Origin of the sequence: Stenotrophomonas sp. P2112 (assembly GCF_041897515.1) — a bacterium.
GTDB lineage: Bacteria > Pseudomonadota > Gammaproteobacteria > Xanthomonadales > Xanthomonadaceae > Stenotrophomonas > Stenotrophomonas sepilia.
This window is the reverse complement of the sequence record NZ_CP169216.1, coordinates 3,062,997-3,085,137: the sequence shown is the minus strand read 5'-3', so window position 1 is coordinate 3,085,137 and position 22,141 is coordinate 3,062,997. Positions and strand designations below refer to the sequence as shown.

At 68.0% G+C, this 22,141-nt stretch carries 19 protein-coding genes and 1 pseudogene; 12 read left to right on the top strand and 8 right to left on the bottom strand.

Annotated features, from left to right (window positions below; translation table 11 throughout):
* Positions 1 to 2 precede the first annotated feature (2 nt).
* Entirely contained in the window at positions 3 to 3,860 is a 3,858-nt protein-coding gene (locus ACEPA4_RS14370; protein WP_262090235.1) for a YhdP family protein, read from the top strand.
* Between the two features lie 58 nt (positions 3,861 to 3,918).
* Positions 3,919 to 5,364: a metalloprotease TldD gene (gene tldD / locus ACEPA4_RS14365; RefSeq protein WP_005418077.1), complete on the top strand. Its 1,446-nt coding sequence runs from the start codon at positions 3,919 to 3,921 to the stop codon at positions 5,362 to 5,364.
* Between the two features lie 41 nt (positions 5,365 to 5,405).
* Here the strand turns inward: tldD and yjgA are convergent, their stop codons facing one another.
* A complete protein-coding gene (gene yjgA, locus ACEPA4_RS14360; protein WP_005418075.1) occupies positions 5,406 to 5,993 on the bottom strand; it encodes a ribosome biogenesis factor YjgA in 588 nt (195 codons plus the stop codon).
* 68 nt (positions 5,994 to 6,061) lie between these two features.
* Between yjgA and pmbA the strand changes: the two genes are divergently transcribed.
* The gene (gene pmbA / locus ACEPA4_RS14355; protein WP_070488917.1) at positions 6,062 to 7,429 is read left to right on the top strand and encodes a metalloprotease PmbA; all 1,368 of its coding nucleotides are present in this window, start codon (positions 6,062 to 6,064) and stop codon (positions 7,427 to 7,429) included.
* A gap of 87 nt (positions 7,430 to 7,516) precedes the next feature.
* On the top strand, positions 7,517 to 7,888 hold the full coding sequence (locus tag ACEPA4_RS14350) for a DUF4870 domain-containing protein (RefSeq protein WP_065179227.1): 372 nt from the start codon (positions 7,517 to 7,519) through the stop codon (positions 7,886 to 7,888).
* Between the two features lie 75 nt (positions 7,889 to 7,963).
* On the opposite strand, the gene ACEPA4_RS14345 is transcribed toward ACEPA4_RS14350, so the two are convergent.
* From ACEPA4_RS14345 to ACEPA4_RS14325, 5 genes are all read right to left on the bottom strand, one after another.
* Positions 7,964 to 8,842 carry a polyprenyl synthetase family protein gene (locus ACEPA4_RS14345; RefSeq protein ID WP_053498934.1) on the bottom strand — a complete coding sequence of 293 codons (879 nt, stop codon included), beginning with the start codon at positions 8,840 to 8,842 and terminating at the stop codon, positions 7,964 to 7,966.
* Positions 8,832 to 9,092 (bottom strand): exodeoxyribonuclease VII small subunit, encoded by a 261-nt coding sequence (locus ACEPA4_RS14340; RefSeq protein WP_049412480.1) that lies wholly within the window; start codon positions 9,090 to 9,092, stop codon positions 8,832 to 8,834. Before ACEPA4_RS14340 ends, ACEPA4_RS14345 begins: the two co-directional genes overlap by 11 nt.
* 36 nt (positions 9,093 to 9,128) lie before the next feature.
* A complete protein-coding gene (gene tilS / locus ACEPA4_RS14335) occupies positions 9,129 to 10,415 on the bottom strand; it encodes a tRNA lysidine(34) synthetase TilS (RefSeq protein WP_196769524.1) in 1,287 nt (428 codons plus the stop codon).
* A 576-nt stretch (positions 10,416 to 10,991) separates the two neighbouring features.
* Positions 10,992 to 11,537 carry a WG repeat-containing protein gene (locus ACEPA4_RS14330; protein ID WP_139727449.1) on the bottom strand — a complete coding sequence of 182 codons (546 nt, stop codon included), beginning with the start codon at positions 11,535 to 11,537 and terminating at the stop codon, positions 10,992 to 10,994.
* The gene (locus tag ACEPA4_RS14325; protein ID WP_053497129.1) at positions 11,534 to 13,240 is read right to left on the bottom strand and encodes an alkaline phosphatase; all 1,707 of its coding nucleotides are present in this window, start codon (positions 13,238 to 13,240) and stop codon (positions 11,534 to 11,536) included. Before ACEPA4_RS14325 ends, ACEPA4_RS14330 begins: the two co-directional genes overlap by 4 nt.
* 154 nt (positions 13,241 to 13,394) lie before the next feature.
* Here ACEPA4_RS14325 and ACEPA4_RS14320 point away from each other — a divergent pair, with 154 nt between their 5' ends.
* A complete protein-coding gene (locus tag ACEPA4_RS14320) occupies positions 13,395 to 14,729 on the top strand; it encodes a dicarboxylate/amino acid:cation symporter (RefSeq protein WP_072168520.1) in 1,335 nt (444 codons plus the stop codon).
* A 257-nt stretch (positions 14,730 to 14,986) separates the two neighbouring features.
* Here ACEPA4_RS14320 and ACEPA4_RS14315 read toward each other — a convergent pair whose 3' ends face one another.
* A complete protein-coding gene (locus ACEPA4_RS14315) occupies positions 14,987 to 15,760 on the bottom strand; it encodes a C40 family peptidase (protein ID WP_262090901.1) in 774 nt (257 codons plus the stop codon).
* A 131-nt stretch (positions 15,761 to 15,891) separates the two neighbouring features.
* A complete protein-coding gene (locus ACEPA4_RS14310) occupies positions 15,892 to 16,431 on the bottom strand; it encodes a C40 family peptidase (protein WP_005418044.1) in 540 nt (179 codons plus the stop codon).
* A 111-nt stretch (positions 16,432 to 16,542) separates the two neighbouring features.
* On the opposite strand from ACEPA4_RS14310, the gene ACEPA4_RS14305 reads away from it, so the two are divergent.
* From ACEPA4_RS14305 to ACEPA4_RS14275, 7 genes and pseudogenes are all read left to right on the top strand, one after another.
* Positions 16,543 to 17,025, top strand: a complete 483-nt coding sequence (locus tag ACEPA4_RS14305; protein WP_005418041.1) for a peptidylprolyl isomerase — start codon at positions 16,543 to 16,545, stop codon at positions 17,023 to 17,025.
* A 99-nt stretch (positions 17,026 to 17,124) separates the two neighbouring features.
* Positions 17,125 to 18,369 carry a DUF418 domain-containing protein gene (locus ACEPA4_RS14300; RefSeq protein WP_139727445.1) on the top strand — a complete coding sequence of 415 codons (1,245 nt, stop codon included), beginning with the start codon at positions 17,125 to 17,127 and terminating at the stop codon, positions 18,367 to 18,369.
* Positions 18,370 to 18,413: 44 nt separating this feature from the next.
* Positions 18,414 to 18,557, top strand: a pseudogene (locus tag ACEPA4_RS14295) (amino acid dehydrogenase); the annotation flags it as partial.
* Positions 18,554 to 19,912, top strand: coding sequence for a glutathione-disulfide reductase (gorA, locus tag ACEPA4_RS14290; RefSeq protein ID WP_072168518.1), 1,359 nt, complete (start codon positions 18,554 to 18,556; stop codon positions 19,910 to 19,912). The pseudogene ACEPA4_RS14295 and the gene gorA, both read left to right, overlap by 4 nt.
* A gap of 159 nt (positions 19,913 to 20,071) precedes the next feature.
* Positions 20,072 to 20,992 carry a DMT family transporter gene (locus ACEPA4_RS14285; RefSeq protein WP_061479639.1) on the top strand — a complete coding sequence of 307 codons (921 nt, stop codon included), beginning with the start codon at positions 20,072 to 20,074 and terminating at the stop codon, positions 20,990 to 20,992.
* The gene (locus ACEPA4_RS14280) at positions 20,899 to 21,327 is read left to right on the top strand and encodes an MGMT family protein (RefSeq protein WP_372484192.1); all 429 of its coding nucleotides are present in this window, start codon (positions 20,899 to 20,901) and stop codon (positions 21,325 to 21,327) included. The genes ACEPA4_RS14285 and ACEPA4_RS14280 overlap by 94 nt, the downstream gene beginning before the upstream one ends.
* 93 nt (positions 21,328 to 21,420) lie before the next feature.
* Positions 21,421 to 22,095, top strand: a complete 675-nt coding sequence (locus ACEPA4_RS14275; RefSeq protein ID WP_005410509.1) for a rhomboid family intramembrane serine protease — start codon at positions 21,421 to 21,423, stop codon at positions 22,093 to 22,095.
* The last annotated feature ends 46 nt before the right edge of the window (positions 22,096 to 22,141 follow it).

Sequence of the window (22,141 nt, the reverse complement as noted above, 5' to 3'; positions counted from 1 at the left end):
CGATGAGCGCGCCGCCGCGCCTGCGACTGCGAAGGATCCGCCGTCATTTCATTGCCGCCTGTGCGGTGGGCCTGGTCGGGCTTGCACTGCTGGTGGGCACCTTCAGCCAACTGCTGCCGCTGGCCGAGCGTCATCCCGACAGGATCGCCGCCTGGCTGAGCGAGCGGGCTGGCCAGCCGGTGCGTTTTGACCAGCTGCAGACGACCTGGACCCGTCGTGGCCCGCTGCTGCAGCTGAAGGGCCTGCGCATCGGTGCCGGGCAGGGCCTGGCGATCGGCGAGGCCGAGGTGCTGGTATCGATGTACAGCGGGCTGCTGCCCGGGCGCTCGCTGACCGAACTGCGCCTGCGTGGCCTGGCCCTGGACCTGCAGCAGGGCGAAGACGGACGCTGGTCGGTGCGCGGGTTGCCGCAATCCGACAACGGGGGGGATCCGCTGGATGCGTTGCGCCGGCTCGGCGAGCTGCAGGTGATCGGCGGCCGCCTGGGCGTGCACGCGCCGGGGATCGGCATCGACACCACGCTGCCGCGCATCGACCTGCGCATGCGGGTCAATGGTGATCGCCTGCGCGTGGGTGTACGCGCCTGGGCCGATGCACAAGCGCTGCCGCTGACCGCGGTACTGGACGTGGACCGTGCGCGTGGCAACGGCCAGGCCTGGCTCGGCGCCGACCCGGTCGATTTCCATGCCTGGTCGCCCTTGCTGGCGGCCGGCGGCGTGCGCCTCCGCGAGGGCAAGGGCGAGCTGAACCTGTGGCTGACCCTGCGTGATTTCGCGCCGGTCGCGCTGACCACCGATTCGGACCTGCGGGACGTGCGCGTCGACGGTGCACCGCTGCCCGGCGTGGCAGCGCCGCAGCTGCAGCTGCAGCGGCTGCAGGCCCGCCTGCGCTGGCAGCGCCAGGCCGATGGCTGGGCGTTGCAGGTGCCGCGCCTGCGCCTGAAGACCGAAGATGGCGAACAGCAGCTCGATGGCCTGCAGCTGCAGATCGGCAAGCAGCTGCGGGTGAACGCCGGTGCGGTGCAGGCCGGCATCGCACTGCGTGCGCTGGCTCTGAGTGATCGCCTTGAGCCGGGCCTGCGTCGCTGGCTGTTCCTGTCCAGGCCGCAGCTGGACGTGCGCGCGTTGCAGCTGTCGGGCGAACACGATGGCCCCCTGTGGGCGCAGGGTGAACTGCAGTCGCTGGGTTTCGCCAGCGTGGGCAACTCGCCCGGCCTGCGCGGCCTGGGCGGGCGCTTTGAAGGCGACGCCGATGGCTTCAGCCTGCAGCTGCAGCCGCAACGGCAGCTGCAGTTCGATTGGCCGACCGGCTTTGGCGTGCGGCATGACCTGCATCTGGCCGGACAGGTCGTGGGGTGGCGCGACGAGGGCGGCGGTTGGCGGATCGGAACGCCGGCGATGCGCGTGGAAGGCACCGACTACGCGGCCGACGTGCGCGGCGGCGTCTGGTTCCAGGGCGACGGTACGCGGCCGTGGCTGCAGCTGGCCGCCAAGCTGGACGACGTGCCGATGACGGCGGCCAAGCGCTTCTGGATCCACTCCAAGATGAGCAAGGGCGCCACCGACTGGCTGGACATGGCGCTGGCTGGCGGCCAGGTGCGTGGTGGTGTCGGCCTGGTCACCGGTGACCTGGACGACTGGCCGTTCGACAACAATGATGGCCGCTTCGAGGCCACCGGCCACATCACCAATGGCGACATCCGCTTCCAGCACGACTGGCCGCTGATGAGCCAGGTCGACGCCGACATCGCCTTCATCGGCCCTGGCTTCGACATGCGTGGACGGGGTGATCTTGCCGGCGTGGCGGTACAGAAATTCGAAGCGGGCATTCCGGACTTCGGGCACCAGCCGTTGTACGTACGTGCCGACGCGCCGAGCGAGGCCGGCAAGCTGCTGGCGATGCTGCGCCAGAGCCCGTTGCACAAGGATTACGGCGATACGCTGGACAACCTGGCCGCCAGTGGTCCGGCCCATGTGACCTTCGATCTGCTGCAGCCGCTGCATCAGGACGAGGGCGAGGGCCACCTGCAGGGCACGGTCGATCTGGCCGGCGTGAAGCTGGTCGACAAGCGCTTCCAGCTGACCTTTGACAACATGCACGGGCAGGCGCGCTACAGCAATGGCGGTTTCGGTGCCGAGGACCTGGCGGTGCGCCACCTCGGCCAGGAAGGACGGCTGAGCCTGCGTGCCGGCGGCTACGTGCACGACAGCACGCGCGCCTTCGAGTCGCAGCTGACGGCCCGCCTTGATGCCGGCGTGCTGATCGACCGCGCACCGGAAATGACCTGGCTCAAGCCCTACATCACCGGCACTTCTGCGTGGACCATCGCGGTCAACCTGCCCAAGGTGGCCCCGGGCGCGCCTGCGCCGCCGAGTGAACTGCGGTTGAGTTCGGACCTGGTGGGCACCCGGCTGGACCTGCCGGCACCGCTGGACAAGCCGGCCGCCGAAGCGCTGGCGACCACGGTGGCCACGCAGTTGCCGATGGGCGCCGGCCGCATCGATGTGGCCTTCGGCCAGCGCCTGGCCCTGGCCGCACGCAGCCACAACAACCAGACCGGCGTGCAGGTCACGTTGGGCAGTGATCATGTTGATCGTGAGCCGCCGCCGAGCGGGCTGACGGTCAATGGCCGCAGCGCGACCCTGGATGCGCTGGAGTGGATCGGCCTGGCGCGGGGCGGCGGTGACGACGATGCGATGCCGCTGCGAGCGGTGGACGTCCAGGTCGGCCAGTTGAAGCTGATCGGCGGCGTGTTCGAGCAGACCCGGCTGCAGCTGCACCCGGGCTCACAGGCACTGGATGTGCGGCTGGACGGCCCGTCGCTGGCCGGACGCCTGACTGTCCCCAATGCGGACGGTGGCACGATCAGTGGCCAGCTTGACCGCGTGCACTGGCAGTCACTGCCGGCGGCACCGGGCGCGCCGGTTGCACCGGCGCGGGTACAGGCCGGTGCCAACGACATGGACCCGGCCAAGCTGCCGCCGTTCGCGCTGGACATTGCCGACCTGAAGTTCGGCAAGGTGGTGCTGGGCCAGGCGGTGCTGCGCACGCGACCGTTGGCCAATGGCCTGAACGTGGATGCGCTGCGTTTCCGTGCGCCGGACCAGGAGATCGACATCAGCGGTCGCTGGCTGGGCCGGACCGGTGGTGCCCGAACCGAGTTGACCGCACAGGTGCGCAGCGAGGATCTGGGTGGGTTGATGCAGAATCTTGATTACGGCGGCCAGTTGCGCGGCGGTTCCGGCCAGGCGCAGTTGCAGGCCTCGTGGAGCGGAGGCCCGTCGGACTTCCAGCTGGGCAACCTGCAGGGCAGTCTCGACCTGCACGCGCGCAATGGCCAGCTGCTGGAGCTGGAGCCAGGCGCCGGCCGCGTGCTGGGCCTGCTCAGCGTCGCGCAGCTGCCGCGGCGCCTGATGTTCGACTTCCGCGACTTTTTCTCCAAGGGCTTCGCGTTCAACCAGATCGACGGCAGCATGCAGTTCGGCCAGGGCATGGCGCGCACCGACAAGGTGCTGATCGAAGGCCCGGCGGCCAACATCACTATCCGTGGCCAGGCCGACCTGCGCAACCAGCGGTTCGACCAGACCATCGACGTCAACCCGCGCGCGGGCAACCTGCTGACCGTGGTCGGTGCGGTGGCCGGCGGCCCGGTGGGGGCCGCGCTGGGCGCGGCCACCAATGCGGTATTGTCCAAGCCGCTGGGCGAGATTGGCGCCCGAACCTACAAGGTGACCGGTCCATGGAAGGAACCGAAGGTGGAAGTGATCGAGCGCAGCCGCGACAAGACCCCATCACCGCCCGTGCCGGCGTCTGCACCGGCCATTCCGCCGACCGTCACCGACCTGCCGCGCTCGCGCTGAGCGCGGTTCCCTGTTCACGGGGCTTGCCTGAGCGCCCCCGCACCCCCAGATCGAAACCATGACTGATATCGCCCTGACGCTTGCCCAAGACCGCCTGCTTCGCCCCGGCGGCCTGGATACCGCTGGCCTTGAGCGCACCTTCGGCCAGTTGCTCGGCCCCGGTGTCGACTTCGGCGACCTTTATTTCCAGCACGCCCGCCGCGAGAGCTGGAGCGTGGAAGACGGCATCGTCAAGGACGGTGCCCATTCCATCGAGCAGGGGGTGGGCGTACGTGCGATTTCCGGCGAGAAGACCGGATTTGCGTACTCCGATGACATCCATGCCGACGCGCTGCTGGCGGCGGCGCAGTCGGCGCGCGCGATCTCGCGTGAGGGCGGTGCGCAGTCCGGGCGATCGCTGCTGCGCGGCAATGCGCGCGCACTGTACCCGGCGCTGGACCCGATCGATGGTATCGGCAACGAAGCCAAGGTCGAGGTGCTCAAGCGCCTGGATGGTTACCTGCGTGCCGCCGACCCGCGCGTGAGGCAGGTGATGGTGAGCCTGTCCGGCGGCGTCGATACGGTGCTGATCGCCCGCAGCGACGGTGTGCTGGCGGCCGATGTGCGTCCGCTGGTACGCCTGAATGTGCAGGTGATCGTCGAGCACAACGGCCGTCGCGAGTCCGGCTATGCCGGTGGCGGTGGCCGTTATGGCTACGAAGACCTGTTTGCCAGCGGCCGCCCCGAAGCCCTCGCCCAGGAAGCGCTGCGCCAGGCGCTGGTGAACCTGGAAGCAGTGCCGGCGCCGGCCGGCATGATGCCGGTGGTGCTCGGCCCGGGTTGGCCGGGCGTGCTGCTGCACGAAGCGGTCGGCCACGGCCTGGAAGGCGACTTCAACCGCAAGGGCACCAGCGTCTACGCCGGCCGCATCGGCGAGCGTGTGGCGGCACCGGGGGTGACCATCGTCGACGACGGCACCCTCGACGGCCGCCGCGGTTCGTTGAACATCGACGATGAAGGCCACCCCAGCCAGTGCACCACGCTGATCGAGGACGGCATCCTGGTCGGCTACATGCAGGACAGCCTCAATGCGCGGCTGATGGGCATGGCCCCGACCGGCAACGGGCGCCGCGAATCGTTCGCGCACCTGACCATGCCACGCATGACCAACACCTACATGCGCGCCGGCGAGCACGATCCGCAGGAGATGATCCGTTCGGTGAAGAAGGGCCTGTACGCGGTCAACTTCGGCGGTGGCCAGGTCGACATCACCAGTGGCAAGTACGTGTTCTCGGCCACCGAGGCCTACCTGATCGAGGACGGCCGCATCACCACGCCGGTGAAGGGCGCGACCCTGATCGGCAACGGCCCGGAAACCATGCAGAAGGTGCGCATGGTCGGCAATGACCTGGCCCTGGACGAGGGCGTGGGCATCTGCGGCAAGGACGGGCAGAGCGTGCCCGTGGGGGTCGGCCAGCCCTCGCTGTTGATCGAGGGCATCACCGTCGGCGGTACCCAGGCCTGAGCGTGGCGATGGCCACAGCAACCGCCCGGGCCGACGCGGACTCAGTCCTCGTCGGCTTCGCCGGTCCCGATGTGGTCGGTGTCTTCGGCGCCGGCCTTCAGGCCCAGCGCGGCCGGCAGCATCAGGCCGCGCAGCACCTGGAAGATCTCGCGGTAAGCGCGCGGCGGCTTGTTCCTGGCCTTCTCGGCCTGCGCGTTGCGTACCAGCGTGCGCAGCTGCTGGCGGTCGGCCTGCGGATAGTCATCGAGCAGAGCGGCCAGTGCCTTGTCACCCTCGGCCAGCAGGCGGTCGCGCCAGTCTTCCACGCGGTGCATCATCGCCACTTCGCGGCGGCCGGTTTCGCTGTTGGCGTCCAGCGCATCGCGGATCGCATCCAGCGTGGCCTCTTCTTCGCGGCGCATGTGCTTGGCCAGGAACGCCAGTTGGCGCTTGTGGGCGATGTGGGCGGTGATGCGCTTGCACTCGGCAATGTGCGGCAGCAGGTCTTCCGGAATCGGCAGGCGCGCCAGCTGGGCCGGGGTCAGCGACACCAGCTTCTCACCCAGGGCCAGCACGTCGAGTGCATCGCGCCGGTTCTGGCTGCGGCTCTTGTCGTGGAATTCACCGGTTTCTTCGTCGCGTCCGCGCATCGTCCCTACCTGATTTCAAAAAAAGTCGCCCGGCGTGATGCCGGGCCCAACCCGTACAGGATAAAGCATTGAACGTGATCGCCCCTGAAGTGGCCGTCGGCGACGACAGCCTGGCCCGGCTGGAACGGCTGGCCGACCTCTCCCAGCAGCTGCTCGACCGCGCCCGCGCGCTGGGCGCCAGCCAGGCCGAGGTCAGCTGCAGCGAGGATCGGGGCCTGGAGGTCAATGTCCGCCTCGGCGAGGTCGAGACTGTGCAGTCCACCCGTGACCGTGGCATCGCCGTGACCGTCTATTTCGGGCAGCGCAAGGGCAGTGCCAGCACTGGCGACCTGAACGAGGCCAGCCTGGCCGCTACGGTCGAGCAGGCCTGCGCGATTGCCCGGCATACCGAGGATGACCCGGCCGCCGGCCTGGCCGAGGCCGCGCTGATGGCCACCGACTTCCCGGACCTGGATGGCTGGCACCCGTGGGCGCTGCAGGCCGATGAGGCGGTGGACCTGGCCCTGGCCTGCGAGGCCGCTGGCCGCGAGGCCGATGCGCAGATCCGCAATTCCGATGGCGCTTCCGTATCGAGCATGCAGAGCCTGTCGGTGTACGCCAATTCGCATGGCTTCTTCGGTCGTGAGCGAGGCACCCACCATTCGGTCGGCTGCGCGCTGATCGCCGGGCAGGGCGACGGCATGCAGCGCGATGGCTGGTATACCAGCGCGCTGGCACAGGGGGACCTGGAAGACGTGGGTCTGGTCGGCCGCCGCGCCGCCGAGCGCACCGTGGCCCGCCTGCAGCCGCGTTCGTTGGCCACTGGCAGCATGCCGGTGCTGTTCGCCCCGGAAGTGGCGCGCAGCCTGGTCGGCCACCTGCTGTCGGCAGTGTCCGGCGGCGCGTTGTACCGCCAGGCCAGTTTCCTGCTGGACAGCGTCGGCCAGCGCCTGTTCCCGGAGTGGATGCAGATTGACGAACTGCCGCACCTGCGCCGCGGCCTGCGCTCGGCCGCCTTCGACGGCGACGGCGTGGCCACCCGTGCTTCGGCGCTGGTCCGTGACGGCGTGCTGCAGCGCTATGTGCTGGGCAGCTATTCGGCGCGCAAGCTGGGCCTGCAGACCACCGCCAATGCTGGCGGTGTGCACAACCTGCAGCTGGCGGCCAATGCCGGCTCGCTCGAAGAGATCGCCCGACAGATGGGTGACGGCCTGCTGGTGACCGAGCTGATGGGGCAGGGTGTGAACGGGGTGACCGGCGACTATTCGCGCGGCGCCGGCGGCTTCCGTGTCGAGAACGGCGAGATCCAGTACCCGGTGGACGGCGTCACCATCGCCGGCAACCTGCGCGAGATGTTCAGCAGCATCGAGGCGGTCGGCAGCGACGTCGACCCGCGCTCGCACATCCGGACCGGCTCGATCCTGCTGGGGCGGATGACCATTGCCGGTAATGATTGATGGCGTCGATGGCGTAAGCTATGCCCGCCTGACGCAACCAGCTTGGTGCTGGTGGGTCAAGACCACCCAATGAAAAGGAGTTTTGTCGTGAGTGAATTCGATAACGTCCCGCCGCCGCCGGCAACCACCAATGCCCCGGCCGACCAGCGCACCATGGCGCTGGCCGCGCACCTGCTGGGCATCTTCACCTGGTTCATCGGCCCGCTGATCATCTGGCTGATCAACAAGGATGACGCCAGCAAGTCCTTCGTGACAGACCAGGCCAAGGAAGCGCTGAACTTCCAGATCACCATCACCATCGCGATGCTGATCTGCATCGTGCTGACCATCGTGATCATCGGCGGCATCCTGGCGCCGATCGTCGGCATCCTGAACCTGGTGTTCTGCATCATCGCCGCCGTGAAGGCCAACAACGGCGAAGCCTACCGCTACCCGTTCGCGCTGCGCCTGATCAAGTAATTCCGGCCGCACGCGCAAACAGGAACGCCCGGCATTGCCGGGCGTTCCTGTTTGGCGGCAGCATCACGCCAGCGATCAGTGATCGCGTTCCACCGCCAGCGTGGCCAGCGCGCGCAGCGCGTCGGCCTCTTCGCCATGGCCGGCCAACGTAGCCTGCATGCGTGCGGCCAGTTCGCGCAGCTGCGCCTTCGCACCGTCCATGCCGAGCAGCGCGGGGAAGGTGCTCTTGTCCTGCGCCTGGTCCTTGCCGGCGGTCTTGCCCAGCTGTTCGGAACTGGCTTCGACATCGAGGATGTCATCGCGGACCTGGAAGGCCAGGCCGAGCGCGTCGGCGAAGCCGTCCAGCTGGGCCAGCTGTGGTTCGTGGGCCTGGCCGCACAGCGCGCCCATGCGCACCGCTGCACGGATCAGCGCGCCGGTTTTCAGCGCGTGCATGCGGGTCAGTGCCGCCAGCGTCTGCTGCTGGCCGGTGGCATCGATGTCCAGCGCCTGGCCGCCGCACATGCCGGAGGCACCGGAGGCGTGGGCCAGGGTCTGCAGGCAGGCCACGCGCAGCGTGGCGGGCAGTGGCGCATCGGCCAGCAGGCCGAAGGCACGGGTCTGCAGGGCGTCGCCGGCCAGGATCGCGGTGGCTTCGTCGAAGGCGATGTGGGTGGTCGGCTTGCCGCGGCGCAGCGCGTCATCGTCCATGGCCGGCAGGTCGTCGTGCACCAGCGAATAGGCGTGGATGAGCTCGACGGCCATCGCCGCTGCGTCAAGGCTTTCAGGCTGCGCGCCGAACAGGTGCCCGCTGGCATACACCAGCAGCGGGCGCATGCGCTTGCCACCGCCCAGCACCGAATAGCGCATGGCCTGGTGCAGGCGCTGCGGTGCTTCGGCAGGCGAGGGCAGGGCAGCGTCGAGCTGGCTTTCGATACGGTCGCGCCAGCGCGCGAACAGAACCTCAGCCGTCATGGCTGGGCGGATCGAAAGGTTCGGATGCTTCCGGCTGCGCCGGATCGCTGAGCAGGCGCACGCGCAGTTCGGCCTGTTCCAGCGCCTGCTGGCACTGGCGGTACAGACCGACGCCGCGTTCGTAAGCACTGAGCGAGGCTTCCAGGCTCAGCTCGCCGGTTTCCATCTGCTCCACCAGCTGTTCCAGCGATTCGAGCGACTGCTCGAACTGGGCGACCGGGGAGGCGTTTTCGGGGGACTTCTTGACCATGCGGCAAGTGTGGACGGGCTGCGCGCGGGGGTCAATTCACCAGCCGCCGGGACGCCACTGCAGCTGCGCGTCGTGGGCCTGCAACCAGGCCTGCAGGGGAGCTGCGATGACCACGTCGGCGGCGGCAAGCAGCTGGGGCCCATCGAAGATCAGCGGCAGCTGGGCCCGCCGCCAGGGGGCCAAGTGCTCGCGTTGCAGGCAGTCCTTCAGCGCATGCGAATGCGGGCGGCCGGGCAGCACGATGCGCTCGCCACCCACGCGTGCACGGACCTGAAGCGGGCGTTCGAAGGCCACGGCGCCCTGCAGGCGCAATTGGCCACCATCGGGCAGCGGCAGGGGGGCACGCCCATCCCATTCGGCCTGCCATCCGCAGGGCAGCGATGGCAGCTGCGCGGGCAGCAGATAGGCGTGATCGCGCCATTGCTGGATGGCATGCTCGTGCCAGCGCAGCCGCGCCTGGCGATCGTTGCTGGCCGGCAGCAGTTCGTGCAGACCCTGCTGCAGTACCGTGGCCGGCAGTGGGGCGGCACCATGGCCGATCACCCAGGCGCGCAGCACGCGCGCGGCGCGTCCCGGTGACACCTGACGCAGCAACTGCAGCGACAGCACGCGTGGTGCCACTTCCAGGTGCGCGATCAGCTCGGCGTCTTCCTCGTCCAGCAGAGCACGGGTCTGCCCGCAGTGCATCGCGCTGCCCGCCAATGCCGCAGCCGCATGCGGCCAGCGCTGGCGCAGCAACGGCAGCACCTGCAGGCGCAGGAAGTTGCGATCGGCGTGGTCGTGGCCATTGCTGGGGTCTTCGATCCAGCGCAGCGCGTGCTGCCGCGCGTAGTCGAGCAGTGCGCTGCGTGGCACCGCCAGCAGCGGCCGCCATAGAGGCTGTTCGCCAAGGCGGCTGTGTGCGGACATCGCGGCAAGGCCATCGACGCCGGATCCGCGCAGGGCCCGCAGCAGGAAGGTCTCGGCCTGGTCGTCCTGGTGCTGCGCCAGTGCCAGTGTTTCGCCGTCGCGCAGTTCGGCGGCGAACGCTGCACGTCGTGCCTGCCGCGCCGCGCCTTCAAGGCCGAGGCCCGCGCGCTTGTCGACCTGCACGTGATGCACGGCCAGTTCAATGCCCAGTGCCGCGCATTGCTGCTGGCAATGCAGCACCCAGGCGTCCGCATCGGCCTGCAGGCCATGGTGTACGTGCATCGCACGCAGCGCCGTGCCGGAGGCCTGTGCGCAGCGCCACAGCCAGTGCAGCAGCACGGTCGAGTCGACACCGCCGCTGTAACCCACCAGCAGCGGCGCATCCAGCGGAACGAGGGCAGGGAAGGCAGTCACGGCGGCAAGTATAGGGTGGGGTTTGCTTGGCAGGGCTGCGCCCTGCACCTGCTACGAGCCAGAGCAACAGCAACAGCAACAGCAACAGCAACAGCTGGTCTGCTGAGGGATGGCGGGGTGGGTCCGGTTGCGGGGGACGCTGCAAGTACGTCCATGTAAGCTCGGTCGCCGCATCCATGCGGCTCACGCCCCCGCAACCGGACCCACCCCGCCTTCGACAGTTTCCTGCGAACTGTCGGATTGCTCATGGGGTCAGATCCGTTTTCCGCAGGAAAACGGATCTGACCCCCGGATTCAATTCGATATCTGACAGATCTGATCCATGCATGGCGTGGACGGTCCAACCGTCACCGGAAATCTGTCGGGGGTGGGGCGGTGTGGGTGGGCAGGACCGTTGGCGCCATGGATGGCGCCATCGAGCCCCCAAGGACGGGTTTACGGCGTGTCCTGACCAGCCACACCGCCCCGCCCAACTCACAGAAAACCAGAGCCGCTTTTGATCTTGATTTGGCTTCGGCTTGGGCTTGGGCTTCGGCTTCGGCTTCGGCAGGTGCAGGGCGCAGCCCTGCCGAAACCCTACTTCACCCGGCGGCCCGCGCGGTCGATGCGGAACCGCTCTCCGCCTTCCATCGGCGTGTGGCCATCGGCATTCGGCATGCCACGCCGGCACCCGTTGCAGACCTCGGCCACGCCATCCTGGAACGGCCAGGCGAAATCGAAGGTGCCCGGCACCACCTGGCGGAATTCCAGATCGAAGTAGCTCACGCGATTGCCGACGCGGCCGCGCAGCAGGCCTTCCTGCGGCGTTTCCGGGCCGTTGTCCCAGGTAAGCACCGGCAGGCTGTGGCCCGTGCGGTCGACGTAGTGGAAGCCCTGGTCGGCATACACCACGGCCAGGCCGTGGTCGTCGTAGTTCAGGTCCTTCAGCGTATCGGCGCTGATCTTCAGCCGGTGATCGACCACCTCGCAGTTGGGGAGCGGCCACAACCCGTGTTCGTCGGTCAGCAGCTTGCATGCCGGTGCCTGTGCCTGTGCATTGGCACTGACCAGCACGCCAAGCATTGCCAGCGACCGCGCAAAGCGGCCGCTGGCAGGGGCAGGGCGGGCCTGCCGCGCGATCACTTGGCCTCGGCCTTGCGTTCGAAGGCCGTCGGTGCCGGCAACTGCACAGGGACGCCCTTGTCATCGCAGGTGCCGGCCTGGCACAGGCGCTCGCGCAGGGCTGGGGTGGCCTGCACGATCATGTGGTAGATCGCGTTCTGTTCCAGCGTGCCGCGGATCGCCTTGCTGCCCGGGCCACGTGCCCAGATGCCGACGTCCTCACCACCATGCGATTCGGACTTCATCGGCACCAGCGCTTCCTGCATGTAGTCCGGATGCTCGGTGTCGACCTCGCGCAGGTTCGGGCGACCGTTGGCCGGTTCGAAGCTGCTTGGGTTGTGCGGGTAGCGCTTCGGCCCGGCCGGCTGCTGGTTGCTGCTGCCGGTGTGGCCTGGGCCGTTGGCGTAGCTCAGCGTGGTGTACGGCTGGCCGGTACCGTCCAGGGCGTAGTCCAGCTTGCCGGCGCCGTCTTCACCGCCCTTGTCCTTCACCTTGCCCAGGATCGGGTTGCCGCGTGCCGGGTAGCCGACGAAGTTCAGCGTGTGCGAGTGGTCGGCGGTGACGATGATCAGGGTGTCGTCGGCCGAGGTCAGCTCGTTGGCCACGCGCACCGCATCGGACAGCGCCACGGTCTCGGTCAGTGCACGGTAGGCATTGCCGCTGTGGTTGGCGTGGTCGATGCGCGCGCCTTCGATCATCAGTACGTAGCCTTCCGGGTGCCTTGAAAGGTTCTTGATCGCCGCTGCGGTCAGTTCGGCCAGGCTCGGCTCACCGCCCGGATCCTGCGGGCGCTCGTACTCGTAGCGCATGTGGTCCGGTTCGAACAGGCCAAGGATGGCCGGCGCATTGGCGGCCGCGGCCAGCTGCTTGCTGTTCCAGACATAGGCACCCTGCGGATGCGCCTGCTGCCATTCCTGGACCAGGCTGCGGCCGTCCAGGCGCTGGCCGACCTTGTCGTCGTATTCCGGGTCGCGCTCTTCCACGGTGGTGAACTCACCACGGCCGCCACCAAGGGCGACAAGCGGGCCGCGCCCATAGCGCGAGGTCGACAGCAGTTGCTGGGCGATGTCCTTGCAGCCGGCCGCCTTGGCCGCTTCAGTCAGGTCGGTGTCGTTTTCCCAGTTGCGCTCGGGCGAGTGCGCGTAGGTGGCAGCCGGGGTGGCATGGGTCAGGCGTGCGGTGGAGACCACGCCGGTGGCCAGGCCGGCGCTGTCGGCCAGCTGCAGCCAGGTCAGCAGGCCCTTGGACAGGCTGTCGGCACAGTCGGTGCGGCTTCCGGCACTGACGCCGATCGCGCCCATGTGGGTCTTCACGCCGGTGGTGATGGCGGTCATGGTGCCGGCCGAATCAGGCGTCTGCGAATCGGTGTTGTAGGTCTTGCTGAACGCCGTGGCCGGGAAGCGTTCCCAGGACAGCAGGTTCTCCTCGCCGGAGCCGCCCTTGCGCTGGCCCTCGTAGATGCGCGAGGCGGCCACAGTGGTCAGGCTCATGCCGTCACCGAGGAACAGGATGACGTTCTTGGCCTTGCCGGACATCGCACCATTGGCCGCAGCCTGGGCGGCCCCGCTGCGGTACCACCACTGCGGGGTCTCGCCGGCCGGATGGGCGACGGGATCGACGGCGACCTTCAGGCCGGCCGGGGCGGACGCGGGGGCGGAGCTGGCGCAGGCGCCCAGCAGAAGGGTGGTGGCGCAGGCGGCCAACAGGGAGACGGAACGACGCATGGACGCTGGGATCTCACAAACTGTAACGGGACATTCATTATGCCCGCCCCAGCAAGGCACGCCGATGACACACTGATTTGCCGGCCGGGCGGTCGTTCTGCGGGCTGCCTTGGGCTATCGTGCCAGCATCCCTTCCTTCCCCTCTGGATTGCCTATGACGCTGGTCTCTGCCTGGCTGCGGATTCCGTTCTGGCAGCGCGTGGTCGGTGGCTTCGTGCTCGGCGCGCTGGCCGGCTGGGCGCTCGGCCCGGCCGCGGAAACGTGGTTTGGCCCGCTCGGTGAGCTGTACGTCACCCTGATCAAGATGATCGCCGTGCCGCTGGTGTTCTTCGCGGTCATCAACGCGATCTCGTCGCTGCACGGGCAGAAGTCCGTGGCCGCGCTCAGTGGGCGCACCTTCCTGTGGTTCGTGATTACCGCTGCGCTGGCAGTGTGTGTCGGCCTGGCCGTGGGTACGGTGCTGCAGCCCGGCGCGGGTGGCCTGCAGTTGTCGATGGCCAGCAACTACGTGCCGCGCGAAGTGCCCAGCGTGGTGCAGGTGCTGCTGGACGTGGTGCCTGCCAATGTCTTCTATGCACTGTCCGGCATCGGCACCAAGGTCAACGCGGCCGGTGAGACCGTGCTGGCTGCGGGTCGCGGCTCGATCCTGCCGGTGATCTTCTTCGCCGGCCTGGTGGGCTTTGCCATCGTCAAGCTGGGCGAGAAGGTGACCGAGGCGCGCAAGCTGGTTGGCCAGATGAGCGACATCATGATCCAGGTGACCCGCTTCGTACTGGAAGTCACCCCGATCGGCACCTTCGGCCTGATCGCAGGCCTGGTCGGCAGCTATGGGTTCGAGAAGCTGCTGCCGCTGGGCCATTTCGTGCTGGCGTTGTACGTGGCCTGTGCGCTGCACATCGTGGTGGTCTACAGCGCGCTGCTGCTGGCGCACGGCCTGAACCCGCTGAAGTTCTTCCGTGGCGCCGCACCGGGCATGCAGGTTGCGTTCGTCAGCTCGTCCAGCTTCGCTGCGATGCCGGTGGCGCTGCGTTCGATCACCCACAACCTGGGCGTGAACAAGGACTACGGTTCGTTCGCGGTGCCGCTGGGCGCCAGCATCAAGATGGACGGCTGCGGCGCGATCTATCCGGCGCTGTGCGCGGTGTTCATTTCGCAGTACAGCGGCGTGCCGCTGACCCCGGAGCAGTACGTGGTGGTGCTGATCGCCTCGGTGCTGGGCAGCTTCGGCACCGCCGGCGTGCCGGGTACTGCGGTGATCATGGCCACGGTGGTGCTGAGCGCAGCCAATCTGCCGCTGGAGACCATCGGCTACCTGTATGCCATCGACCGCATCCTGGACATGATGCGCACGATGACGAATGTGACCGGCCAGATGCTGGTACCGGTGCTCGTGGCCAAGGAGACCGGGTTGCTCGACCAGGCGGTGTATGACAATCCGTCCAGCAATGTGGGCGTGGACGATCCTGACCCGACCCCGCCACGCAGCTGAGGTTGCGTGGAGATGAAAGGCCCGCCCTGACCCGGCGGGCCTTTTGTTTGGGAGCTGGTTGGCGCGGTGGCGGCCAAGGCGGGTCCTGGTAGATCCACGCCATGCGTGGATGGAGGCAGTGCCGACCAACGGTCGGCACCCACCAGGGCAGGCGGCGCGATGCCGACCAAGGTCGGCACCTACTGGGGGCGCAAACAAAAAAGCCGCTGCGGGGCAGCGGCTTTTTGTCTTTCAGGCGGCGCCGTAGCGCCAGCGGGTCAGAGGTCGACCCGGCGGGCCTGCATGAACTTGTTGCCCCAGTAGCCACTGAGCAGGGTGTCCACGCGGACGTCCTTGCCGGAGCTCGGTGCGTGCAGGAAGCGGCCGTCGCCGACATAGATGCCGACATGGTCGACGCGGCCCTTGCGGCCGAAGAACACCAGGTCACCGGCAGCCAGCGCGGTGCGGTCGTTGATCAGTTCGGCGTTGTCATCGTGGGCCATCTCGCGCGAGACGCGCGGCAGCTCGATGCCCAGGGCCGAACGGAACACATAACCGACCAGGCCGCTGCAGTCGAAACCGCTGTCCGGGTTGCTGCCACCCCAACGGTACGGGGTGCCCAGCAGGGTCATCGCGCGGCGCAGCAGCGACTGCACCTTGCCGTTGTCGGCGGCGGTACCGACAACGCTGCCATTGGCGGCGCTGCTGGTGTCGTAGTTGGCGAGCAGGCGGCTGAGGTCGCCGGCCACCACGGCCGAGCGGTCCATCAGCGGAATGGTGTCGTTGGCGGCCAGGTGCGGCAGCAGGGCGGCCAGCGTGGCGCTGGCGGCGGCATCGACGCGGCTGCGCTGCGGAGCGGCAGCCTCGGCCTTGGCGGCCGGTCGGGCGGCGCTGTCGGCCACCGGGGCCGGGGGCACATCGGAACGGTTCGGAGCAGTCTGCGACCAGACCGGAAGGCTGGTCAGGCACAGTGCCAGGCCAAGCAACAACGGGCGGGCACTGCGTGAAGATACGGAAGTCTGGCCTTCGCTTTTCAGGTCGTCAGTCGTCACGCGTCGGTCACAGGAAAAAAACGATGGGGCATCATGCCCTGTAAAACCGCCGATAAGTTAAAAATTCCGTTAGTAAAACGTTATTTCAGTAGTGATTTCCGTCACAGTTTTGAACATATCGCCTGTTCATTTTAGCGAAGGACGCGTTTCGCCCCTGTGTAGTGGTCTTTCCAGTAGGGGCCGCTAAGCGAGTCGAGGCGTACCGTCCCGCCGGTACTCGGCGCGTGCACGAAACGCCCCTCACCTACATAGATGCCGACATGGGTGACGCTGCCTCGGCTGCCAAAGAACACCAGATCGCCGGTGGCCAGGCGCTGCGGATCGATCTTCGGGCCCTGTACCGCGGCCAGGTCGCGCGAGGTGCGCGGCAGTCGCAGGTCCAGCATTTCGCGATAGACATAGGCGACCAGGCCGCTGCAGTCGAAGCCCGAATCCGGGGTGTTGCCGCCATAGCGGTAGGGCGTGCCGACCAGGCTGATGGCCCGCATCAGCACCGAGTTGGCGGCCTCGGGGTTGTCCGGCACGGTCTTCGGCCAGTTCGCCGTCGGCGGGGGCGGCGCCGGGCGGGTGGCCTTGCCGCCGCCACAGGCGGTCATCAACACGGGCAGGGCCAGCAGCAGGGCCGGGGCGAGAAACCGGCGAGGGCCGGACGAAACTGGCGTGATGTGCATGATCTCCGGATAATGCGCCACCTTGGATTGGCCGTCATGATGGCGGCGTCCCCGCCGGGCGACAACCCGCCCCAACCCGCCTGCCTCCGGCAGATCCAGACAGAGTTGCGCATGAAGATCGAAAAAGACCGCGTTGTCCGCTTCCACTACACCGTTTCCGAAGTCGGCCAGGAGCCGATCGAGTCGTCCAAGGACCGCGGCGAGCCGCTGGCGATCCTGATCGGCCACGGCAACATCATCCCGGGCCTGGAAAACGCCATGATGGACAAGGAAGCCGGCGCGACCTTCAACGTCGACGTCAAGGCGGCCGATGCCTACGGCGAGCGTCGTGAAGGTCTGTCCCAGCGCGTGCCGAAGAAGCACTTCGGCAACACCAAGCTGGCCCCGGGCCAGCAGGTCGTGCTGCAGACCAACTTCGGCCCGCGTGCGGTGACCGTGCAGAAGGTCGGCATGAGCGTCGTCGACGTCGACCTGAACCACCCGATGGCCGGCAAGGACCTGCACTTCGACGTCGAGATCGTCGACGTGCGCGAAGCCGGCAAGGAAGAGATCGACCACGGCCACGTCCACGGCGACGGTGGTCACCAGCACTGATCGCAGCGCGATCGTGATGGATGCAGCGGCCCGCTTCGGCGGGCCGTTGCGTTTCTGGAACACGGCGCGGCCATCCATGGCGTACGGGCCGGCGGCATAATGGCGGACCTGCCTGACGGACGCCCCGTGAACGCCGCTTCTCCTTCCCTGCAGCCGGTCGCTTCCGGCGAACGCATCGCCGTGCTGGACGTGCTGCGCGGTGCCGCGCTGCTGGGCATCCTGCTGATGAACATCGAGGCCTTCAGCGGACCGCTGGACCTGGCCTTCACCGGCATCGACGTGCATTGGCAGGGCATCGACTACTGGGCCGATGCCTTTGTGTACGTGTTCGTGCAGGGCAAGTTCTTCACCCTGTTCTCGCTGCTGTTCGGCGCCGGCTTCGCGGTGATGGCGCAGCGCGCTGAGGCCGCCGGGCGCGACTTCACCCCGTTCTACCTGCGCCGCAGCGCTGGCTTGCTGCTGATCGGCCTGTGCCACGCGCTGCTGGTCTGGTCCGGCGACATCCTGGTGATGTACGCGTTGGTCTCGTTGCCGTTGCTGGCCTGCCGGGAGGCGCCGCGCAGCTGGCTGCCGTGGATGGGCGTGACCGTCTATCTGGGCGGCGTTGCGCTGATGCTGCTGGTGGGCGCGATGGTGTCGATGGCTTCGGCCGAAGAGGTGCGGGGCATGCTTGCCGAGGCGCAGCAGAGCATCGACCTGCAGCGGCAGGTGTACGGGCAGGGCAGCTGGGCGCAGGCCACTGTGCAGCGCCTGAGCGAGTTCGGCACCTCGATGGGCGCGCTGCTGATCACCGGCCCGGAAGTGCTGGGCATGTTCCTGATCGGCAGCTGGTTCGCCGGCAGCGGCGCGTTGGCGACGCCGGAGCGCTTTCCGCGGCTGTACGCGGTGCTGCGTTGGGGGGCACTGCCGCTGGGCCTTGTGGTCACGCTGCTGGGTGTTGCCTGGAAGCCCTACCTGGCGCCGGGTGCCTACGGCCTGCCGGTGACGGCGGCGATGGCGCTGGTGACGATCGGTGGCCTGCCGATGTGCCTGGGTTACCTCGCGTGGATCGTGCATTGGCGTGCGCGGTTGGCCTGGCTGGCACCGGTCGGGCGCATGGCGCTGACCCACTATCTTGGCCAGTCGCTGCTGTGTACCTGGACCTTCTACCACTATGGCCTGGGCAGGTTCGAGATGACGCCGCGCAGCGTGCAGCTGTTGTTGGCGCTGCTGCTGTTTGCCGCGCAGGTGATCTTCTCGCACCGGTGGCTGCGCCATTTCCGCTTCGGCCCGATCGAGTGGATATGGCGTGCCATGACCTATCGGCAGTGGCCACCGATGCGGCGCAGGACGAAGCAGGGGTGAGCGATGGGCGCGCATGCGCTGTGCCGATCGGCCGCGCGCTCGCGCGTCCTCACGTCTGGCTTGCAGCGGGGCGTGGCATGCTCGGCATCAGCATGAGCGCCGGCACCGGCCAGCTGATCGCCGATCTCGTCTGCGGCCGCACGCCAGCGATCGATCCTGCCCCTTACCGACCCGAGCGATTCCGATGAGCACTGCACCTTATGATTACGACCTGATCGTCCTTGGCGGCGGTTCCGCCGGCCTGGCCGGTGCCATCCGTGCAGCGCAGCATGGCAAGCGCGTGGCGATGCTGGAACCGGGCGAACTGGGCGGTACCTGTGTCAATGTTGGCTGCGTGCCTAAGAAGGCGATGTGGCTGGCGGCCGATCTGCACGAGCGCATCGGCCTGGCCAATGCGATGGGCTTCGATGTCGAGGCACGCCCGGCGCTGTCGTGGAAGGAGCTGGTGATCCATCGCCAGGCCTACATCACCAACATCCACACCAGCTACCACAAGCGCCTGGATGAAACCGGTGTGGTGCGCATCCCTGCGCGCGGCCGTCTGCTCGATGCGCATACCGTGGCCTGCAGTGACGGCGTGCATTACAGCGCCGAGCACATCCTGATCGCCACCGGCGCGCATCCGCTGCGTCCGGATATTCCCGGCGCGGAACTGGGCCTGGTTTCCGATGATTTCTTCGATCTGCGTGCGGCACCGGCCGAGGTGGCGATCATTGGTGGCGGCTACATCGCGGTGGAACTGGCCGGGTTGCTGCAGGCACTGGGCAGCAAGGTGAGCCTGCTGGTGCGGGGCAAGCGGTTGCTGGAGCGCTTCGACTACGAGCTGACCGACCAGCTGGCCGAGAACCTGAAGCAGCAGGGCGTGCGGATCCACTTCGACTATCGCCTGCGCGAACTGCAGCGCGATGGCGAGCGCGTGCGTGCGTTCGGCCATGACGGCCCGATCGACAGCGTGTTCGATGCGGTGTTCTTTGCCACCGGCCGCCGCGGCAACAGCCGTGATCTGGGCCTGGAAGCGCTCGGCATCGGCATTGGCGAGCACCAGCAGGTGCAGGTGGACGAATGGCAGACCACCTCTGTGCCGAGCGTGCACGCGGTGGGCGACATCGCTGGCAAGGTCGGCCTGACGCCGGTGGCGGTGGCCGCTTCACGGCGGCTGATGGACCGCCTGTTCGGTGGACGTCCGCAATCGAAGATGGATTACGAGAACGTGGCCAGCGTGGTGTTCTCGCATCCGCCGCTGGGTGCAGTGGGCATGAGCGAAGAGGAAGCGCGCGCGCGTTTTGACCAGGTGAGCGTTTACCACAGCCGTTTCCGCCCGATGCTGCAGGCGCTGGCCAACGGCACCCAGCGCAGCCTGTTCAAGATGGTCTGCGCGGGCCCGGAGGAGCGCGTGGTGGGTATCCACCTGCTGGGCGAAGCGGCCGACGAGATCCTGCAGGGCTTCGCGGTGGCGGTGAAGATGGGCGCGACCAAGGCCCAGTTCGACGACACCGTGGCGATCCACCCGACCTCGGCCGAGGAAGTGGTGCTGATGCGCTGAGCCCGCAGTTGTAGAGCCGAGCCCACGCTCGGCTGCTTTTCGCCCAGGCTTGGCGAAGCCGAGCGCAGGCTCGGCTCTACAGGGCACCGGGGGCGCCCGTGCGACAATGGGCGCCCCCACGCCTTACCGGGCCGCTCTGCGCGGCCCGCCGTCGTCCTGATGTCCACGCCCGCTTCCCGCATCGCTACGGCTTCCCCCCGCATCGCGCTGGGGGGTATCGGCCTGGCTGCGATCGGCGCCATTGCTGCTTCCGGCAAGGCCATCATCGTCAAGCTCGGCCTGCGCCACGGCGTGGATGCCACCACGCTGCTCGCCCTGCGCATGCTGATGGCGCTGCCCTTGTTCGCGTTGATGGCCTTGTGGGCCGCGCGCCGGGCCACACCGCTGTCCTGGGCCGACCGCGCCCGCGTGCTGTGGCTGGGCTTCACCGGCTATTACCTGTCCAGCCTGCTCGATTTCCAGGGCCTGCAGTACATCAGCGTGACGCTGGAACGGCTGATCCTGTACTTGAACCCGACCCTGGTGCTGCTGATCAACGTGCTGCTGGCACGGCAGCGGCCGGGCCGCTGGCAGATCGGCGCGCTGGTGCTGAGCTATCTGGGCGTGCTGCTGGCCTTTGGCCACGATCTGCAGCGCGAAGGTGGGCAGATCATCGTCGGCAGCCTGCTGGTGCTGGGCAGTGCGCTCAGCTACGCGCTGTACCTGTTCGGCAGCGGGCAGGTGGTGGCACGCATCGGCGCGGTGCGGCTGACCGCCTACGCCAGCTGCGTGGCCAGCGTGCTGGTGCTGCTGCACTTCGCGGTGACCCATCCGCTGCCACTGCTGTGGCAGGCACCGGCGCCGGTGCAGTGGCTGTCGCTGGTCAATGCCACCGTGTGCACGGTGCTGCCGGTGCTGGCGATCATGCTGGCGGTGCAGCGCGTGGGTTCGTCGCTGGCCGCGCAGGTCGGTATGCTGGGCCCTGTTTCCACCATCGTGATGAGCCTATGGCTGCTCGACGAACCGATGGGGCCGGCACAGATCGCCGGCACCGTGCTGGTGCTGATCGGCGTTCTGCTGGTGACCCGCCTGCGGCGCTGACGCCGGAGCAGGCGCGTGCGCGCATCCTGGCGGTGATCCGCGCGATCCCGGCGGGGCAGGTGATGGGCTACGGCCAGGTGGCGATGCGCGCGGGCCTGCCCGGGCGTGCGCGCCTGACCGCGCGCATCCTGGGCCAGAACGACGACCCGGACCTGCCCTGGCACCGCGTGCTGCGCTCGGATGGGCGCATCGCCATGGAAGAAGGGTCGGCGGGCTGGCGCGAGCAGTCGCAGCGGCTGCGTGCCGAGGGCGTGGTGGTTGAGAACGGCCGGGTGCGGATGCCCACGACCGATCCGGCGGTTGTGCTGGATGCTGCCGTTTGGGGCCCGGGCTGAGCATCGCTGGCGACTGAACAGGCCGGACCTGCCGGTCGCCAACAAGGCGCGGTGCTGCGGCTATGATGGAGGCCGTTCCATGCCGGTGCTCCCATGTTCCCGCGTCTGCCAACCGTCACCAAGGCCCTGCTGATCGCCAACGCGATCCTTTTCCTGCTGCAGCAGCCGTTCCTGCTTGGCATGCAGACCTTCGAGCCGTTCATGCTGCAACCGCTGCAGCAAGGCTTCGATGCGTTCTCGCCGGGCGGCAACTTCCAGCCGTGGCAGCTGCTGACCTATGGCTTCCTGCATGGCAGCTTCGGCCACCTGTTCTTCAACATGCTGGCGGTCTTCATGTTCGGTGCGCCACTGGAGCAGACCTGGGGCGAGAAGCGCTTCCTGCTGTACTACCTGGTCTGCGTGGCCGGTGCCGGTGTCTGCCAGCTGCTGGTGGGTACGCTGCTGGAGAACCCGGCCACGGTGCTGGGTGCCTCTGGCGGCGTGTTCGGCCTGCTGCTGGCCTACGGCATGCTGTTCCCGAACCAGCGGGTGATGCTGCTGTTCCCACCGATCCCGATGAAGGCGCGCACCTTCGTGATCCTGTTCGGCGTGGGCGAACTGGTGCTGGGCATGACCGGCTGGCAGCCGGGCGTGGCCCACTTCGCGCACCTCGGCGGCATGCTGTTCGGCTGGTTGCTGATCCGCTACTGGCGAGGGCAGCCGCCGTTCAACAAGCGCCGACCGCCCGGCCCACCGAAGCGCCCGAACCATCTGCGCAGCGTCAAATGATCCAAAGGATCATTTGACGCTGTAGGTGCCGACCGTTGGTCGGCAC

What these genes read in the sequence shown, in the direction of transcription:
- ACEPA4_RS14300 (WP_139727445.1), top strand. Translation starts at nt 17,125, where the DNA reads ATGGCGGACCTGCCTGACGGACGCCCCGTGAACGCCGCTTCTCCTTCC.
- tldD (WP_005418077.1), top strand. Translation starts at nt 3,919, where the DNA reads ATGACTGATATCGCCCTGACGCTTGCCCAAGACCGCCTGCTTCGCCCC.
- yjgA (WP_005418075.1), bottom strand. Translation starts at nt 5,993, where the DNA reads ATGCGCGGACGCGACGAAGAAACCGGTGAATTCCACGACAAGAGCCGC.
- ACEPA4_RS14370 (WP_262090235.1), top strand. Translation starts at nt 3, where the DNA reads ATGAGCGCGCCGCCGCGCCTGCGACTGCGAAGGATCCGCCGTCATTTC.
- ACEPA4_RS14305 (WP_005418041.1), top strand. Translation starts at nt 16,543, where the DNA reads ATGAAGATCGAAAAAGACCGCGTTGTCCGCTTCCACTACACCGTTTCC.
- ACEPA4_RS14320 (WP_072168520.1), top strand. Translation starts at nt 13,395, where the DNA reads ATGACGCTGGTCTCTGCCTGGCTGCGGATTCCGTTCTGGCAGCGCGTG.
- ACEPA4_RS14280 (WP_372484192.1), top strand. Translation starts at nt 20,899, where the DNA reads ATGGCTGCTCGACGAACCGATGGGGCCGGCACAGATCGCCGGCACCGT.
- ACEPA4_RS14275 (WP_005410509.1), top strand. Translation starts at nt 21,421, where the DNA reads ATGTTCCCGCGTCTGCCAACCGTCACCAAGGCCCTGCTGATCGCCAAC.
- gorA (WP_072168518.1), top strand. Translation starts at nt 18,554, where the DNA reads ATGAGCACTGCACCTTATGATTACGACCTGATCGTCCTTGGCGGCGGT.
- ACEPA4_RS14340 (WP_049412480.1), bottom strand. Translation starts at nt 9,092, where the DNA reads ATGGTCAAGAAGTCCCCCGAAAACGCCTCCCCGGTCGCCCAGTTCGAG.
- ACEPA4_RS14345 (WP_053498934.1), bottom strand. Translation starts at nt 8,842, where the DNA reads ATGACGGCTGAGGTTCTGTTCGCGCGCTGGCGCGACCGTATCGAAAGC.
- ACEPA4_RS14310 (WP_005418044.1), bottom strand. Translation starts at nt 16,431, where the DNA reads ATGCACATCACGCCAGTTTCGTCCGGCCCTCGCCGGTTTCTCGCCCCG.
- ACEPA4_RS14285 (WP_061479639.1), top strand. Translation starts at nt 20,072, where the DNA reads ATGTCCACGCCCGCTTCCCGCATCGCTACGGCTTCCCCCCGCATCGCG.
- ACEPA4_RS14325 (WP_053497129.1), bottom strand. Translation starts at nt 13,240, where the DNA reads ATGCGTCGTTCCGTCTCCCTGTTGGCCGCCTGCGCCACCACCCTTCTG.